The sequence below is a fragment of the Halobacillus sp. KGW1 genome (assembly GCF_001592845.1).
Classification (GTDB): Bacteria; Bacillota; Bacilli; order Bacillales; family Halobacillaceae; genus Halobacillus.
The window spans coordinates 503,426-519,184 of the sequence record NZ_LSOC01000004.1 but is presented as its reverse complement, the minus strand read 5'-3'; the positions used below and the strand labels follow the sequence as shown (position 1 = coordinate 519,184).

Annotated in this window: 13 protein-coding genes; 7 read left to right on the top strand and 6 right to left on the bottom strand. The window is 38.9% G+C overall.

The genetic code is table 11. The features are described 5' to 3' along the window. The first annotated feature begins 10 nt into the window (after positions 1-10). From AXG56_RS17300 to AXG56_RS17290, 3 genes are all read left to right on the top strand, one after another. Positions 11-625, top strand: a complete 615-nt coding sequence (locus AXG56_RS17300; protein WP_062515687.1) for a hypothetical protein — start codon at positions 11-13, stop codon at positions 623-625. Positions 626-1,089: 464 nt separating this feature from the next. Then, complete coding sequence (locus tag AXG56_RS17295) at positions 1,090-4,077, top strand: BPTD_3080 family restriction endonuclease (RefSeq protein WP_062515686.1); 2,988 nt, start codon at positions 1,090-1,092, stop codon at positions 4,075-4,077. A gap of 26 nt (positions 4,078-4,103) precedes the next feature. Beyond that, positions 4,104-6,854 carry a site-specific DNA-methyltransferase gene (locus AXG56_RS17290; protein ID WP_062515685.1) on the top strand — a complete coding sequence of 917 codons (2,751 nt, stop codon included), beginning with the start codon at positions 4,104-4,106 and terminating at the stop codon, positions 6,852-6,854. A gap of 220 nt (positions 6,855-7,074) precedes the next feature. On the opposite strand, the gene AXG56_RS17285 is transcribed toward AXG56_RS17290, so the two are convergent. From AXG56_RS17285 to AXG56_RS17275, 3 genes are read right to left on the bottom strand one after another with little or no spacing between them, the layout of a single operon-like run. After that, entirely contained in the window at positions 7,075-7,260 is a 186-nt protein-coding gene (locus AXG56_RS17285) for a hypothetical protein (RefSeq protein ID WP_062515684.1), read from the bottom strand. 22 nt (positions 7,261-7,282) lie between these two features. Then, positions 7,283-8,335 carry a serine/threonine-protein kinase gene (locus AXG56_RS17280; RefSeq protein ID WP_062515683.1) on the bottom strand — a complete coding sequence of 351 codons (1,053 nt, stop codon included), beginning with the start codon at positions 8,333-8,335 and terminating at the stop codon, positions 7,283-7,285. 12 nt (positions 8,336-8,347) lie between these two features. After that, positions 8,348-8,821, bottom strand: coding sequence for a hypothetical protein (locus AXG56_RS17275; protein ID WP_062515682.1), 474 nt, complete (start codon positions 8,819-8,821; stop codon positions 8,348-8,350). A gap of 121 nt (positions 8,822-8,942) precedes the next feature. Here AXG56_RS17275 and AXG56_RS17270 point away from each other — a divergent pair, with 121 nt between their 5' ends. From AXG56_RS17270 to AXG56_RS17255, 4 genes are all read left to right on the top strand, one after another. Further along, positions 8,943-9,602 carry a DUF1643 domain-containing protein gene (locus AXG56_RS17270; RefSeq protein ID WP_082794508.1) on the top strand — a complete coding sequence of 220 codons (660 nt, stop codon included), beginning with the start codon at positions 8,943-8,945 and terminating at the stop codon, positions 9,600-9,602. A gap of 489 nt (positions 9,603-10,091) precedes the next feature. After that, entirely contained in the window at positions 10,092-10,844 is a 753-nt protein-coding gene (locus tag AXG56_RS17265) for an Ltp family lipoprotein (RefSeq protein WP_062515680.1), read from the top strand. A gap of 205 nt (positions 10,845-11,049) precedes the next feature. Continuing rightward, positions 11,050-11,265 carry a hypothetical protein gene (locus AXG56_RS17260; protein WP_062515679.1) on the top strand — a complete coding sequence of 72 codons (216 nt, stop codon included), beginning with the start codon at positions 11,050-11,052 and terminating at the stop codon, positions 11,263-11,265. A 240-nt stretch (positions 11,266-11,505) separates the two neighbouring features. Further along, complete coding sequence (locus tag AXG56_RS17255) at positions 11,506-11,796, top strand: hypothetical protein (protein WP_062515678.1); 291 nt, start codon at positions 11,506-11,508, stop codon at positions 11,794-11,796. A 169-nt stretch (positions 11,797-11,965) separates the two neighbouring features. On the opposite strand, the gene AXG56_RS17250 is transcribed toward AXG56_RS17255, so the two are convergent. From AXG56_RS17250 to AXG56_RS17240, 3 genes are read right to left on the bottom strand one after another with little or no spacing between them, the layout of a single operon-like run. Further along, entirely contained in the window at positions 11,966-13,240 is a 1,275-nt protein-coding gene (locus tag AXG56_RS17250; protein ID WP_062515677.1) for an amidohydrolase family protein, read from the bottom strand. A gap of 16 nt (positions 13,241-13,256) precedes the next feature. Then, positions 13,257-14,456: a hypothetical protein gene (locus AXG56_RS17245; protein ID WP_062515676.1), complete on the bottom strand. Its 1,200-nt coding sequence runs from the start codon at positions 14,454-14,456 to the stop codon at positions 13,257-13,259. Between the two features lie 40 nt (positions 14,457-14,496). Next, on the bottom strand, positions 14,497-15,705 hold the full coding sequence (locus AXG56_RS17240; protein ID WP_304439401.1) for a M20 family metallopeptidase: 1,209 nt from the start codon (positions 15,703-15,705) through the stop codon (positions 14,497-14,499). Between the last annotated feature and the right edge of the window lie 54 nt (positions 15,706-15,759).

Genomic DNA, 15,759 nt, shown 5'->3' with positions numbered 1-15,759 from the left:
AGGCTAAGAGGTGGAAGGGTTTAAAAAGCCTAAAGAAACTAACTTATTAAGTATTATAAATATTAACCAAGTCGGATTAAGAACATGTAAAGTTTGCAAAAATGAAGTACCGATATATGAGCGTGCTGGACAACGAATTAGCGTATGTATGAAATGTGATCATAGAAAGCTATCAATAGAAAAGTCGAAAGGGTATGTTCCTCCTAAGAGAAGGGAACTAGTAAATCGTGTACAGCAAATTCAACAAATTCCCAATGAATTATTAGATGTCACTCTAAGTGACTATATTCCAAAAACAAAATCACAAAAAGAAGCTTTAGATGTAATAACTCACTATAGCAAGGCAGGCGACACTAATTTTTCATCAATTGTTTTCAAGGGGAAGCCTGGAACTGGAAAGTCTCACCTTTTTAGGTGTGCAGTTAGAAATCTTGAAGAGCAGAAATTTGTATATGAAGAGGATGGCAATATGTACCAAGTCCCGCACACAGTTTTATTTTTAAAAGTGCCCAAGCTTATGAAAGTCATACAAAGCACATACAGTAATGGGAGCGGTTTAAGAGAGCAACAAATACTTACTACCATATTTCATGTTGACTACCTTATATTAGATGAAATTGGTTGAGAAAGATCAAAAGCTGACCCATATGGATTTGAAACATGGAGTGGAGATATCCTTTATCAGATACTAGATCAAAGGCAAAATGGTAAAAACTTATTTAATACGAATTACTCTAGTAGTGACTTAAAAAAGAAATATGGAGAGGTTCAGGGAGAGAGAATTTTGTCAAGAATGTTTAATAAGGCTAAGATCGTAAACATAGAAGGGCCAGATCATCGTATCAGTCATGTTTTATAGAGACAGAAATTCTAGAAAACTTCTAATATAAGAAAATCAACAGCCTGATATTATATCTCTTATGGGGCTGTTGATTTTCTGTGTTTTGAAACATAGGAGGTAAAATCCTATTTTTTGTTGAATCTATTTAACAGGGAAATTATCCTATATTTATTATTTAATGTAATCTAAAAAAACGGTAAGTACGTACATGATATACTAGATACAGTATTATGTTGGAGGGAATTTTAGTGGAAAAAGTAATAATTGAGAACCCTGTTATTAATTCACCCTATTTAGAACCAAACGAACATTTTCATTTTGATGAAGACGGAATAACAAATGAAATAATACATACAAGAAGAAAAAGCTCATATTTTGTTCCGATACCTTCTTCTAGAAAAAAAAGTAATGTTTTTAATGAACAATTAAACATGTACGAAGATGATATGTTTGAGTCTCATGTTAAAGAAGAACATACATTTATTAATACAATGAGAGAAAAAGTAAACAAGTGGAGAAAAGGTGGATATGTAGGTGTCACTAGAACTACAGCTAGGTTATTAGAGTATTGGAATAATAAAGAAAGAGACAAAAAACTATTTTATTGCCAGCTAGAGGCTGTTGAAACAGCTATCTACATCGCAGAAGTAGCAAAAAAATATGATGGAAAATTTATTGAAGAAAAGTTAATAAATGAGCAGAGAAATGTGAACTCTTCGTTATATAGAACTGCATTTAAAATGGCTACAGGCACTGGTAAAACTGTAGTTATGTCAATGTTAATCGCATGGCAAACTCTTAATAAAATCTCTAATCCTTATGATAAAAGATTTACAAAGTCGTTTCTAATAGTTACTCCTGGAATAACAATTAAAGATAGGTTAAGAGTATTGCTACCTACTGATAGCAATAATTATTATTTGGAAAGGGATATAGTTCCTACTCAATGGATGTCAGATTTGAGAAAGGCAACAATAGTTGTTACCAATTATCATACTTTCGCAATGAAAGATTTGAGTGAAGGAAGCAGGCTTGCGAAAATTGTATCAGGTCAACAAGATAGTGGCTTCAATAAAGAAACTCCTGAAGAAATGGTAAATCGAGTTTGTAGAGAATTAGGTAAAAATTTCATTGTGATAAACGACGAAGCTCATCATTGTTATCATAGCAAGCCTGATTCAAAAGAGGATTATTTTGATAATGATGAGAAGGAAGAAGCAAAAAAACAAAATGAGGCAGCAAAACTTTGGTTTAATGGTCTTGAAATTATAAATAAAATAGTAGGGATTAAGTATGTGTATGATTTGTCAGCTACACCCTTTTTTTTAAAGGGGTCTGGATATCCTGAAGGTAAGCTCTTTCCTTGGGTGGTTACAGATTTTTCACTAATCGATGCAATTGAAAGTGGTATTGTCAAGGTTCCGAGGGTACCTGTGTCAGATAATTCTATGGTCGGTGATCAACCTACATATAGAGACTTGTGGTTTAGAATAAGTGATGACTTACCAAAGAAAGGGAGGAAGAAAAACGATATAACAGGAGATCCCAAATTACCTAAAGAGCTAGAGGCTGCATTAATCAGTTTATATGGAAATTATCAGCAATATTATCGTGATTGGGAAATTGATAAAGAGAGAAATTTAACGGAAGATCCTCCTCCAGTTTTTATTGTTGTTTGTAATAATACTACAGTCTCAAAATTAATTTATGATTATGTGTCCGGTTGGGAGAAACAGTTAACTGATGAATCAACTGTAGTGGTTCCCGGTCAACTACCCATATTTAATAACGAAGAAAATGGGAATTGGTCTGGAAAACCTAATACCATACTTATAGATAGCGAACAACTTGAATCAGGTAATTCTATGTCAGATGAATTTAAGAAGTTGTCTTACAACCAAATAGAGGACTTTAAAGCTGAATATAAAAAAAGATTTCCAGGAAGAGATATTCGTAATCTAAAAGATGAAGACCTATTAAGAGAAGTAATGAATACTGTAGGAAAAAAAGGGAAGCTAGGTGAAACTGTTAAGTGTGTGATTTCCGTTTCTATGCTTACTGAAGGATGGGATGCCAATAATGTTACTCATATCTTAGGTGTAAGAGCATTTCGTTCCCAGTTATTATGCGAGCAAGTAGTTGGACGAGCCTTAAGGAGATTTAATTATATTGCAGACGAGAACGGTATGTTTGAACCTGAGTACGCAGAAGTATACGGTGTTCCTTTTTCGTTTATTCCTACAAATGGTTCAATTAAGAGAAGAAAAAGAAATAAGAATTATACACACATACGTTCAATCCCTGAAAGAAGAGACTCCATGATTGAATACCCGAAAGTAGTAGGGTACAGGTATAGATTGACCGAGAACAAAATTGATGCAGAATTTAGTGAGGAAACTGAATTGGTATTAACAACAAGAGATTTTCCTACAACTACCGAATCCGCTCCTATCGTTGGAAAATCCAGTTATCACAGCTTAGAAGACCTAGAAAAGCGTAGGTTGCAAGAGGTCGCTTTTAAGTTAACAAAAATAACTCTTGAAAAATATTTTGAGGAAGAAGCTGAAAATAGAAAACATTGGTTATTTCCACAGTTATTAATGATAACAAAAAAGTGGATGGATTCTTCTTTAATCTGTAAACATAATACCTTTCCACAATTATTACTTTTAACGGATTTAGCCTATAGAGCGGTGGATAAAATTTATTTATCAATTATTGCTTCAGAAGAAGGTGAAAGAATCTTAAATCCTATCTTAAAACCGTATGAATATGTAGGTTCTACTAAAGAAGTTGACTTTCGAACTTCAAAACAGACTTACAAAACAGACCAAAGAAAATGTCATATATCACATGTTGTTGCAGATACAAATTCTTGGGAGCAGAAAATGGCACAAGTCTTTGAAGATATGGATGAGGTAAGATCATATGTTAAAAATGAAAATTTGGGATTTACAATTCCTTATACAATAGGTGGTCACCAAAGAAACTATGTTCCTGACTTTATAGTTAAAATAGGAAATGACAATCAACAACTTAGCTTAATTGTAGAGGTCTCTGGCCAAAAGATGGAAGACAAACAAATAAAGGTTAGTACAGCAAAAAACTTATGGGTTAAGTCAATTAATAATTATGGTGAATTTGGACGTTGGGGCTTTATCGAAATAACTGACCCTTGGGACAATCCGGTTGAACAAATTAGAGAATACTTGACTGAATATCATCCTAATTTTTAAATATACAACGGAGGCGGTTATTTAGAATGAGTAATCTGGATTCTATAAAGTATAAAAACAAAAGAAAAAATATTCCTACAGGAGAATTAAGAGATTTTATGACACCTTATGATATTAACTCCTCAAATATTATTTATTCTAGAAATATAGCAAAGGATCCACAGCTTGTATGGAAGGGGAAAGATTCTCAGGATAAAGAAGACTTAGTTGTTTCGACTTATCCTATTTATATTCATGAGCAAATACACCCTCAAGCAATTATAGAGGGGATGAGAACAGAAAGTGTTAAAGCTGAGGAACAAATGGATTTATTTTCAGAGTTTAACAATATAGGTTTCGAAGACCTTGTAGAATTTTATAAACATGATCAGAATTGGAGTAATAGATTAATTCTAGGAGACTCTTTAACAGTAATGAACAGTTTAGCAGAAAAAGAAGGACTTTCTGGTCAGGTGCAAACTATTTATTTAGATCCACCGTATGGTATAAAGTTTGATTCAAATTGGCAAGTAGATACTCGAAATAAAGTTGTAAAAGATGGAAGGGAACAAGACTTAACTAGACAGCCTGAACAAATTAGAGCTTATAGAGATACTTGGCAACTGGGAATTCATTCCTTCCTTCCGTACCTTAGGGATAGGTTGACAGTTGCTCGTGACTTATTGACGGAAACCGGTAGTATATTCGTTCAAATAAGTGATGAAAATGAGCATTTGGTAAGGTCATTAATGGATGAAGTTTTTGGAAGGGAGAATTTCATCGCATTAATTCCTTTTAGAAAGAAAACCATGCCTTTTGGTGCAAACTTTTTAGAACAAATGGGAGATTTTATAATTTGGTATTCTAAAAACAAGTTTGATTCTGAAGGGAAAGTACATGCTAAGTATAATCAATTATATGTAGATCAAAGTGTTGAAGGAGAGTTTCATCATTGTTGGTATGAGTTACCAGATGGAACTAGACATAGAATGACTCAGCGGGAAATAGACAATCATGCTTTATTACCTGAAGACGCAAGAGTTTATCGTCTGAAATCTTTAGAGCCATCAGGAAAGATGGACTCAGGAATGTTTGATTATGAATTTGAGGGAAATATATATAAGCATCCAAAGAATGGTTACGCTACAAACAAACAAGGTATGGATAGGTTAAAAGCTATGCGACGTTTACAAGTAGAAGGCAACCGTCTTACGTTTATTATGTATGCAGATGAAAATACAGCTAAATCTTTAACAACCCCTTGGTTTGACACTGTAGGTGCAGACGATAAAGTTTATGTTGTGCAGACGAATACAGAGGTTGTAAAGAGATGCATATTAATGAGCTCGGATCCGGGAGATTTAGTTTTAGATCCTACTTGTGGTAGCGGGACAACACCTTTTGTTGCAGAAAAGTGGGGACGTAGGTGGATAGGCATTGATACTAGTAGAGTAGCACTAACCCTTGCAAGAACTAGATTAATGAACGCTAAATATCCATATTACTTATTAGCTGACTCAAATGAAGGTATTAAAAAGGAAAAATCCATTTCTGGAGAAGCTCCAAACTCTACAGGAGTAAGTAATGATATTTCAAAGGGGTTTATTTATAAGAGATCTCCGTATACCACTTTATCAAAAATATCTAATAATGAAGGTATAGATGAAATTAATGATAAATGGGAAAAAGAGCTGAACGATATTGTTGCGAATCTTAATAGTGAATTAAAATTTAACCTTAAATCTTGGCAAATCCCTAAAGAGCCTGAAAAAAATTGGTCTCAGAAAGCAAAACAAATACTAGAGTTATATCAAGAAAAAACAGAAGAAAAATCACGAGAATTAACTGCTCTTTTACAAGAGACTGCTGGGGTTAGATACCGTATTGATAAGCCATATGAAAATAGAAAAAAAGTAAGAGTTTCAGGGCCATTCACAGTTGAAAGTATATCACCCCACAGAATAATATCAGATTTTCAAGAAGGAAATGATTCAATTAACAAATCGAAAAGTAAGACTGATAGTGGTGTACAATATGAGCAAATCGTTCTGGATAACTTAAAGATTGCAGGAGTGCAGAATACTAAGAAAGATGAGAGGCTTAAATTTTCATATCTCGAACCTTACGCTGGAACTTATATCAACGCTGAAGGAGAGTATCACGAAAAAGATTCAATAAAAAGAGCAGCAATATGTATTGGCCCTGAGAATGGAACTGTAGGAACAGAGCTTGTAAAAGAAGCAGCTAAGGAAGCTGTAAAAGGTATTGGGTTTGATATTCTAATAGTTTGTGGTTTTGCATTTGATCCCTACGTTAACGATGAAATAAATAATTATGGTAAGTTGAAAGTGTTGATTACTAGAATGAATCCAGATATTCTTATGGAAAATAAACTAAAGAAGACTGGTGCAGGTAATCTATTCACTGTTTTTGGTGAGCCGGATATTGATATCCTCAAAAACGATGGGAATAAAATTTCGGTCGAAATTAATGGGCTAGATATTTATGATCCTACAACAGGCCAAGTAAAGAGTAGCTCAGTTAGTGACATAGCATGTTGGTTTATAGATACTTCATACAATGGAGAGAGCTTCTTTGTAAGGCATGCATACTTTCTTGGTAATGATAAACAGTTAACTAAGTTAAAGAAAGCATTAAAAGCTGAAATCGAACCACACGTACTTGAAACTATACATTCAACTAAAAGTAGAGAATTTTCTAAACCACCTACAGGTAAAATAGCTGTAAAGGTAATAAATTACTATGGAGATGAAGTGCTAAGGGTCTACGAAGTGTAAAATTAGAATAAACAAATATGAAGAGTTCCAAATACATATACTTTATTTGGAACTCTTTAGACTTTATTGGGACAAAAAATATTTTGTCTAAACAAGTTGATAGTCACTTATGTGATAAAGTAATAAAAGTTTTTTTAATATCCTAACTTATATATTTAGCCTGTTTGCTACGTGACTTGTATAAAAAATAGGGCATCCTCTAAGGGACACCCTGGAAAAATTATTTATATAGTTTTGATTCATCAATAGGAAATACTTTAACATAACCATTGTCTTTTTCCATAATTTTATAATTATCTCGCATATCAACGGCTGTGTCTTTAATAAGACGCTCTTTAAGCGTATCAAGAGGAAAAGGGGCAGCAGACTGATTTGTATATGATTTTCTTACAACAAATTTAGCCATGGTGTACCTCCTTTTTAATAAGCTAAACCTCTAAGAGAGCTTTTACGCTTTTGAAAGCTTCATCTTTAGTATTATATCCATTAGTGAAACATTTGTTCATTTTGTTTGTTTTATTATCAGATTTTCTAATTCGTCGCCCTTCAGTGAACCATTCATCGTCATCTTTTTTTAGTTCTAAAACGAAAATATGTGTTTCATTTTCACGAGTCCAAGACGAATGTGTGTTTGTATGTTGATTATACCGCCAATCAAACTTACAATCAACTGTACTTAAATCATTCATCATTTCTAGAACGGATTCGTATCTCTCTTCAACATTTGGATTAATTGCTTTTTTAATTATCTGTTGAAACTTGTTAGGGATATGGGGTAAAAAAGAATTTCGCTTAGGGAATTTATTCTTTATTATTGCCTCTGCTAATTCATCACTATTTGTTATATTTAGTTTACGATATTGATCGTGGAAAAATTCATTGCCATTACACATTCTATAAATTGTTAAGCCTGCCTGATATACATCTGAAAAGGTCGATGACTTGTTGAATTTGAATGTCTCAGGAGGTATATGAAGTGGATACGATTTATCAGGATTTGCGAATCCGTTCTCATTTAAGTATTTTGCCAAGCCAAAGTCTGTTACTACTGCCCTGTTAGCATCATTTAGAAGTATGTTTGTTGGTTTAATATCAAAATGGACTAAGTTTTTAGTGTGCATAAAATGCAAACCTGAGAGAAATTCTAATGAGTAACGTACTATTTCTTTTACCGTTAAGTGTTTTTTACTCATTAAGGAATTTAATGACCCATTTTTGTAGTAATCCATTGATATGTAGATGTTTTCTTTATCTTGGGTGGCATATCTTACCCCCATAATATTTGGGTGAGTAGTAGCATACAACATTTTAGCTTCATTAAAAAAATCTTCAGCCTGAGTAAAGTCACTCTTGGGAATTTTTTTGATGACTAAGCGTGCATCAAGCTGTGGATCGAATGCTATGTGAACGTTTGAATTCCTGCCTTCTTGTCCTATATCCTCTTCCAAACTTACCCTTAATAAAGTGTTAACCATTAACATGTTGTACTCCCCTTATATACAAGTTGCTGCTAAGCTAGTAACTGTACTTTCACGTAGTTCTAATCTTAACTGATCCCAGTCTTTTATTTCTGCAAAGTTAAGGTCACCATCTAAATATGATTTAATATCACCATCTTCTAAATACTTGCTCATTTGAGCTATTTTCATTACTGAGTATTTCTCTATTGAACTATTTGCAAATAATTCTTGTATTACACCTTCTATATTCATCCTATAAATCGATGGTGTCTTTGCGATGGTTTCTGAAATTCTTAATCCTGCACAGATAATATTGTACTCAAGAATAATTGCTAATAAGTTAGTCCTTAAATATGCTAGCTGTTCAGGTAAATCAAGGGTCGTTGGGATATTTAGTTCTGAAGATCTAACAATATCGAATCGACCACCGTCAGTAAGTAAAATTACAGTGTAATAAATCTTAGGTGAGACTTTGTTCGGTGATACTCTAATGCCGATTGAATACATTATAGGTCACATCCTTTCTACATTAATATCCTACTATAAATATGGGAAATTTCACATTATTAATTGGGCGAATATGGTTACTAAGTCTTTTGAAACCGCTTAATATACTAGGAGGGATAATATTAGTAAAAAAATTTGGTTTTCTTCGTATATAGATGAAGAAGGTATTTCTACTAATCCAAAAGAAATTGATTTAAGTATTAAAGGCAATCACTATAGATATTCAATAACTGTTCCTTTTAAAACGAGATTAAGTGATAGAGTAGCGGTAGTAATTATGAAAAACCCAAGTAGAGCAGGTATTCATGACGCAAAAATGAAGAGAAAGATATCGGATGATACTATATACAAAGTTTGTGATTATCTTTATAAAGATTCGTTTGATTTTTCTAAAGTTATTATTTTAAATCTATTTCCGATTTTTGGACCTACATTTAAAAGTCTGATTATTGACGACCCCAATGTACTACTAGGTAAAGAGTTAAATAATGAAAGAAATAATGAAGTGATTATGCAGGTTCTAAATTCTATAAGAAATGTACCACATAAGATAATTCTTGCATGGGGAGGTTATCCAAACATGGGTGATAATCTTACTAAAGAGGAAAGAGATCTTATTAGGACAATGTATAAACAACGAATAAATGAAGTACTAAGTATGATTGGAGATAGAGCAACATACAAAGTGGGTGAAAATCTTTCTGATGGAAAGTTTCCTCCCCATGGAAAAGTATGGTATGACTATGAGCGTATGGTACGATTCTCAGACCCGCGTTTATAACCCATTAGTTTTTACTTTTATGGAAGCGTAACTGTATTTTTTGACAGATAAATGTTTTTCACTTAAAGAGTGACTTAAGTGAATTTTTAAAAATTGATGATAAATGATGAAGAATGATAACAAATGATAACTTTTCAGGGTAACATACGAGTAACATAAGGCGTTGATTTTAAGTGAAACAAACTTAATGATGTTACAAGCCTAGTTTAGAAAAACCTATTCTGACGCGCGCTAATAAACCATAACCAAAGATATTACAGTAAAGGGGATAATGGGCGGCATGATGTAACCTTTCCGCCAACCCTTGTTTGAAAAGGTGTTATTCATATAACCTTTCTATGGGCGATTAAGATAAAATACGAGAATTATAACCAGTCCCCAGAAGTTCCTTGAACTTCTGGGGACTTTTCCTTTAATTTTCTCAATGACGTAAGCATATATATCCATAGTTGTATTTGTGTTTCATTTCTAATGGGGGGAGATGGATCAGTGGATACGTTTTTAGTACTTTTATTGTTAGCTGCTTTAGCCGGTGTGGTATTCTTTGTTGTCTTGGCATTGGCAGGCAAGGGGAGCAAACGCGGTAACTTCGCCAAATCGGGCGGCTGCCTTTTAGCAGTATTAGTCCTGGTGTTTGTTATTGGATCCATGGAGGAAGATTCTCCTGTTTCTGAAGATGCAGCAGTGGATGCTTCTGAAGAGGATACGGAGGCGGAAGATAAGGCGGAGCAGGAAGAACTAGAGGCTGAGGAAGCTGAAGAACAAAAGCAGGAAGAGCAGGAGGCCAGGGAAGCAGAGGAGCAGGCAAAGAAAGAACAGGAAGCGAAGGAAGCAGAGGAGCAGGCAAAGAAAGAACAGGAAGCGAAGGAGGCAGAAGAGCAAGCCAGGAAAGAAGAGGAGGAACGAAAGGCTGAAGAGGAGCGTAAAGCTGCAGAAGCGGAAGAAAACAGCTTAACTCTTTCTCAGGAACAGGCGATTTCAATGGCGGAAGACTACCTTAATTACACGGCCTTTTCCAAGTCTGGATTGATGGAACAGTTAGTGTTTGAGGGGTTCAGCCAGGAGGAAGCTGCTTTTGCTGTGGAGAATATTACGGTGGATTGGCAGGAGCAGGCGGTTATGATGGCGCAGGATTATCTTGACTACACCTCTTTTTCAAGACAAGGGTTGATCGATCAATTAACGTTTGAAGGATTCAGTGCAGAGCATGCCACATATGCTGTAAGCCAAGTTGGTTTTTAGGGTATGAAACTTCTTTAGTGAAATCCTTATCACACATAGTTTGCGGATCAATAAATTATATTTTAAAAAGCCTGACATGAGTCTACTTATCTCATATCAGGCTTTTTTTTAGATAAGTAGTTGTGAATTATGGGAGCAATACGTAGCCATTGATGGAATTTTAGAGAACTTAGAAGAAGAAGATAAACAAACATTTCTAAATGGTTTGTTTGATCCGAACTTTGATAAAGAAGAATTTAAAGAGGATATTATACTGGCTAAGGACAAGGAAGAAATTGCAGAATTGAATAAGATGTTTGAAGTTCTTGGGTCTTCTGTACAATTTTCATCAGACGTTGAATCAGTTAAAGTGGAAAAACAAGGGGAGCTTGTTGCCTCTAAATCAACAGGAACTTCTGAAGTTGTTTCGCTTGGATTCTAGGGCGGCGTTTGGGATGCAACTAAATGCACAGCGTCTATTGCCGTTGTATTTGTTCCAGGTGCAAAGGCATATCGAGCTATTAAAGCGCTTGGAGGCGTCAAGAACACTGTGAAATTATTGGCTGGAGCATCCAATGTGGATGATTGGTTAACTATCGGTGGAGGAGCAGCAGCTGAAATTCTTGGCATTGCAGGCGTTAAAAGATACTGCTTTGGCTAACAAAGGTAGGTGATATCTCGCATGGCTACTAATTCTTTTCGAAGAGAAAACGGCATTTTAAATCCTATTAGTAATGGGTTTATGTCAGTCATAGTCTATGGAATGATTTTCGTTTCGTTAATGATTGCATTTAACGGTCCCATTACATTTGAAACACTTTTTATTCCGGCTTTCTTTATTTACACTGTGGTGAGAGTATGCGAATATTTAATTGTAAAGAAAAAAAATAGCACACCAAGCTGGCTTGCCATGGGAGCGTTCGGTTTAGCGGTATTAACAGCTTCTGGTATGACAATGTTCTTACTAAATTAATTTTGAAAATGATATTTTAATTTTAACCTCTTACTCTATCGCTCTGTCAGTGGCGTTAGTGTAGGAGTTTCTTTATTGTCTAAGCAAATAATGTCGGTATTAACTGAAAGAAAAAGCCTGTCACGAGTCTGTTGAACTCATGCCAGGCTTTTTTTCTCTATCAATTATGTCATAAAGAACTGTACGTCAAGCTCTCCGTACCCACAGACAACAAATTCTTCTCGATCACCCCGTCCTTCATAACCGTGACAATCGCATCCGGATCTTCAAGCGATCTGATATCCTCCAGCGGGTTGTGCTTCGTAATGATCAGGTCTGCGAGTTTCCCTGACTCTATCGTTCCAAGCTTGTCGCCCCAGCCCATACATTCGGCTGCGACTTTCGTGGAGGCGGTAATGGCTTCCATTGGCGTCATGCCGATGTCGCACATCAAGCCGAGTTCTCTCAGGTTGGTGCCGTGGGCCATGACGCCGGCGTCGGTGCCCATCGCTATTTTCACGCCTGCTTGATAGGCTTTGGCAATGCTTTCTTTATGGATGTCGATGACTTCTTTGGCTTTCTGGACGGCGAAATCGGGCATGTCATCATTCTGTTCGCTGGCTTCCAGGACGGAAACGGGAGCTAACAGGGTAGGTACGAGGTAGGTGCCGTTCTCGAGCATCAGTTCGATGGCTTCGTCATCAAGGAAGATGCCGTGTTCGATCGAGTGGATGCCGGCTTTGACGGCGTTTTTGATTCCTTCTGCCCCTTGGGCGTGGGCCATGACTTTCACGCCTTTGCGATAGGTGGCTTCCTGGACGATGATCGCCAGTTCTTCTTCGGAGAACTGGGTGAATTCGGGATGGTCGGTGGGACTCATCACTCCTCCGGTGGCGTGGACTTTAATGACGTCGGCGCCTGCCCGCAGCATTTCTCTCACCTTTTTCCGGACTTGTTCGGGACCGTCGCAGATGCCGCTCGGGAGACCCGGGTAGCTCTTCGGTGTGGCGTCGATGCCGGAGTGTCTCCAGGAGTCGCCGTGGCCGCCGGTGATGGTGAGGGGATTGATGCTGACCTGCATTCTTGGACCTGCGACGAGGCCTTGTTCGACGGCTGTTTTCACTCCGACGTCGGTGAATCCGGCATCGCGGATCGTTGTTACTCCGGCGTCGAGCGTTCGTTTCATGTAGTGGATTGCTTGGTAGAATTTCAAGGTGAACGGTTCATTGAGGCTTTCTCCGATGTCCTTCAACTCCATGACCATATGCACGTGTGTATCAATCAGGCCGGGGAGGATATAGCCTTGATCGGCATCAATGACCTCGACCTCAATATCTTCCGGCAGGTGGATGTCGCTGCCGACGGCTTCGATTTTCGTCCCGTTGATGAGAACCACTGCATCGGGGATGGGCTCGGCACCCGTACCGTCAAGGAGGGTGCCGTTTTTGATTAGTTTGTAGCTCACATGTATCTCTCCTTCATCAGATGGTTTGGACAAGAATGCTGGCGATAATGACGGACCCGATCGTTACGGAGGTGAACCCGCCGATCAGCATCGGGGGCAGGATCTCGTTGAGGATGGCTTCTTCTTCTTCCTTCGTCCTGCCGATGCTCCGGCTGACCTCTTCACATATGAGGTAATCACCTGGGAAGCCGTACATAGCAGTCAAGGTGACGGATATGCCTTTGGCAGGGTCCCATTTGAAAATTTTCGACCCGATGGTTCCGCCGACGATCAGACCGAGGGTTCCGACGACAATGATGGTGGCGACAGCCGGAAGGACGGCTGTGATATCAGCGATCGTGATGCCGACCAAGGAACCGGTCACGATGAAGATCAAGCCGAGCATCGCGATACTGAATCCGTTGGCTTTTTCCAATACTTTGGCAGGGTAGATGCCGAGGTAGGCGCCTGTGATCCCGATCACTAATCCGAACAAGCTGTAGCTGATGCCGGTCAGGCTCTCCAATCCTACTGCGATGGCTCCTCCGACGAAGACTAAGAACAGAAGGATGAAGCTTGATTGCTGGTAGCGTTCAGGGATGAGCTGTCTTTTCGGTTTTTCTTCCGATTGTTCCTCGTCCAATAGATTGGCAGGAGGGAGCGCTTCCGCTGCTGTAGCGGCAGCCGTCATCGTGCGGCCTTCCATGGCCGTGCGGATTTTTAAGCCGTGCTTTCTTAAGAGGATGGACGTCAGCGGCATCCCGACCAACCCTTGAAGCGTCAGTACGATGATAGGAATCGCTAATAAGGAGACCAAGCCTGCTTTTTGCAGCGCTTCGGCCGTGACCAGGTAGGCAATCAGCCCGCCTGTCAATGGACCGGCTCCGGCGACGCCTGTGCTGTAGCCGAAGATCGGCGGGACGATCAACAGGATGAAGGCGACGGAGAATACTAAGCCGATCAGCGTGATGAGTACGGCTTTATACTGGCTTTTCATCACTTTCATAGGGATCAACGTTCCCATGTGAACGAGCAGGGCCGGCTGTAGAACAGCGCCGACAATAGCGAAGGTGGACGCTTCGATAATATTGGTTGGAAGGACGCCTGTCTGAATTAAGACGAAAAACCCGATCATCACGACTAATAACGTCGGAATTTTTGCTCTGGAACGGATGGAAACGACTTCGCCGACTGTAATGATAGCCAGAATGATTAAGGTTGCTGTTACCGGACTCATAGAATACCCCTCTCTAGGTTAAGGTGCTTAGGATTTTGGATCAGGCTTTGGTCAGTAACGTCTTTTGGCTGTCCTTGGTGAGTATTTTCTTCGAGAGGCTTATTAATAAGCGAAGCCCGTCTTCCAGTGCATCTTCATCTACAGAAAATTTAGGGTGGTGATGGGGGTAGACGATGTCTTTCTCTACGTTACCTGCGCCGACGGGGATGAAGCATCCGGGGGCCTCGGTCAAATATGCCGAGAAATCTTCTCCACCCATGATGGATCCCGTCTTCTGCAGCCAGTTTTCTCCGAACTGTTCCACGATGGTTTCTTCGACGGTCTTCGTTAAGGATTCGTCGTTGATGACCGAAGAATATCCATAATGGTAATCCAATTCATAGTCGCCTCCATGAGCGTCTGTGATGCCGCGGGCAATCCGTTCAATGAGTTGGACCGCATTCTCCCGGACTTCTTTGTCGAACGATCGAACGGATCCACCGATTTCCACATGTCCGGGAATGACGTTTTTGGCGATTCCCGCTTTTAATGTGGTGGTGGATACGACGAGCTTCTCTGACGGGGAAGTGTTTCTCGAAACGATGTGCTGAAGGTTGTTGATGACTTGTGCTCCCATCACGATAGGATCGATGGAATTCTCAGGCTGGGACGAATGGCCGCCTTTGCCGATGATTTTCAAATCGAAGGTGTCGGAGTTGGATGTAACGGGACCATAACCGATGCCGAATTTCCCGCGTGGAAGTGTAGAGGCAAGGTGCAGGCCGACGATAAGATCGACATCATCCATCACACCGGCACGGACAAGTTCCTGTGCACCACCGGGCGGCAGCTCTTCGGCATGCTGGAAGATGAACTTGATGTCTCCGCTGAGTTCGTCTTTCTGGCCGCTTAGTATTTTCGCTGCACCGAGAAGCATGGCGGTATGGCCGTCATGTCCGCAGGCATGCATGACGCCGTCCACGGTGGAACGGAAATCGGCATCGTTCTCTTCCTGGATCGGCAAAGCATCCATATCTGCCCGGAGTCCCAGCGTACGGCCGGGGTATTTGCCTTTCAATCTGGCAACGACGCTCGTTTTTGTCGGTCTGCTGACCTCCAGTCCTCCGAAGGATTGCAGCGTATCGTAGACAAATTGCGAGGTGTTTACTTCCTCGAACGATAATTCCGGATACTCATGGAAGTGCCTTCTCCAAGTAATGACCTGTTCTTTCATGTCACCGATCAACTTCTCGTCGTGTGGATTCGTCAATGTAATTCCTCCTTCTATTTAATGAAGCGAATGTATGCAGGCCAGCGTCTCTAT

Coding starts and splice junctions, on each gene's coding strand:
- AXG56_RS17280 (WP_062515683.1), bottom strand. CDS start 8,335: ATGTTAATGGTTAACACTTTATTAAGGGTAAGTTTGGAAGAGGATATA.
- AXG56_RS17255 (WP_062515678.1), top strand. CDS start 11,506: ATGGCTACTAATTCTTTTCGAAGAGAAAACGGCATTTTAAATCCTATT.
- AXG56_RS17245 (WP_062515676.1), bottom strand. CDS start 14,456: ATGAGTCCGGTAACAGCAACCTTAATCATTCTGGCTATCATTACAGTC.
- AXG56_RS17290 (WP_062515685.1), top strand. CDS start 4,104: ATGAGTAATCTGGATTCTATAAAGTATAAAAACAAAAGAAAAAATATT.
- AXG56_RS17275 (WP_062515682.1), bottom strand. CDS start 8,821: ATGTATTCAATCGGCATTAGAGTATCACCGAACAAAGTCTCACCTAAG.
- AXG56_RS17285 (WP_062515684.1), bottom strand. CDS start 7,260: ATGGCTAAATTTGTTGTAAGAAAATCATATACAAATCAGTCTGCTGCC.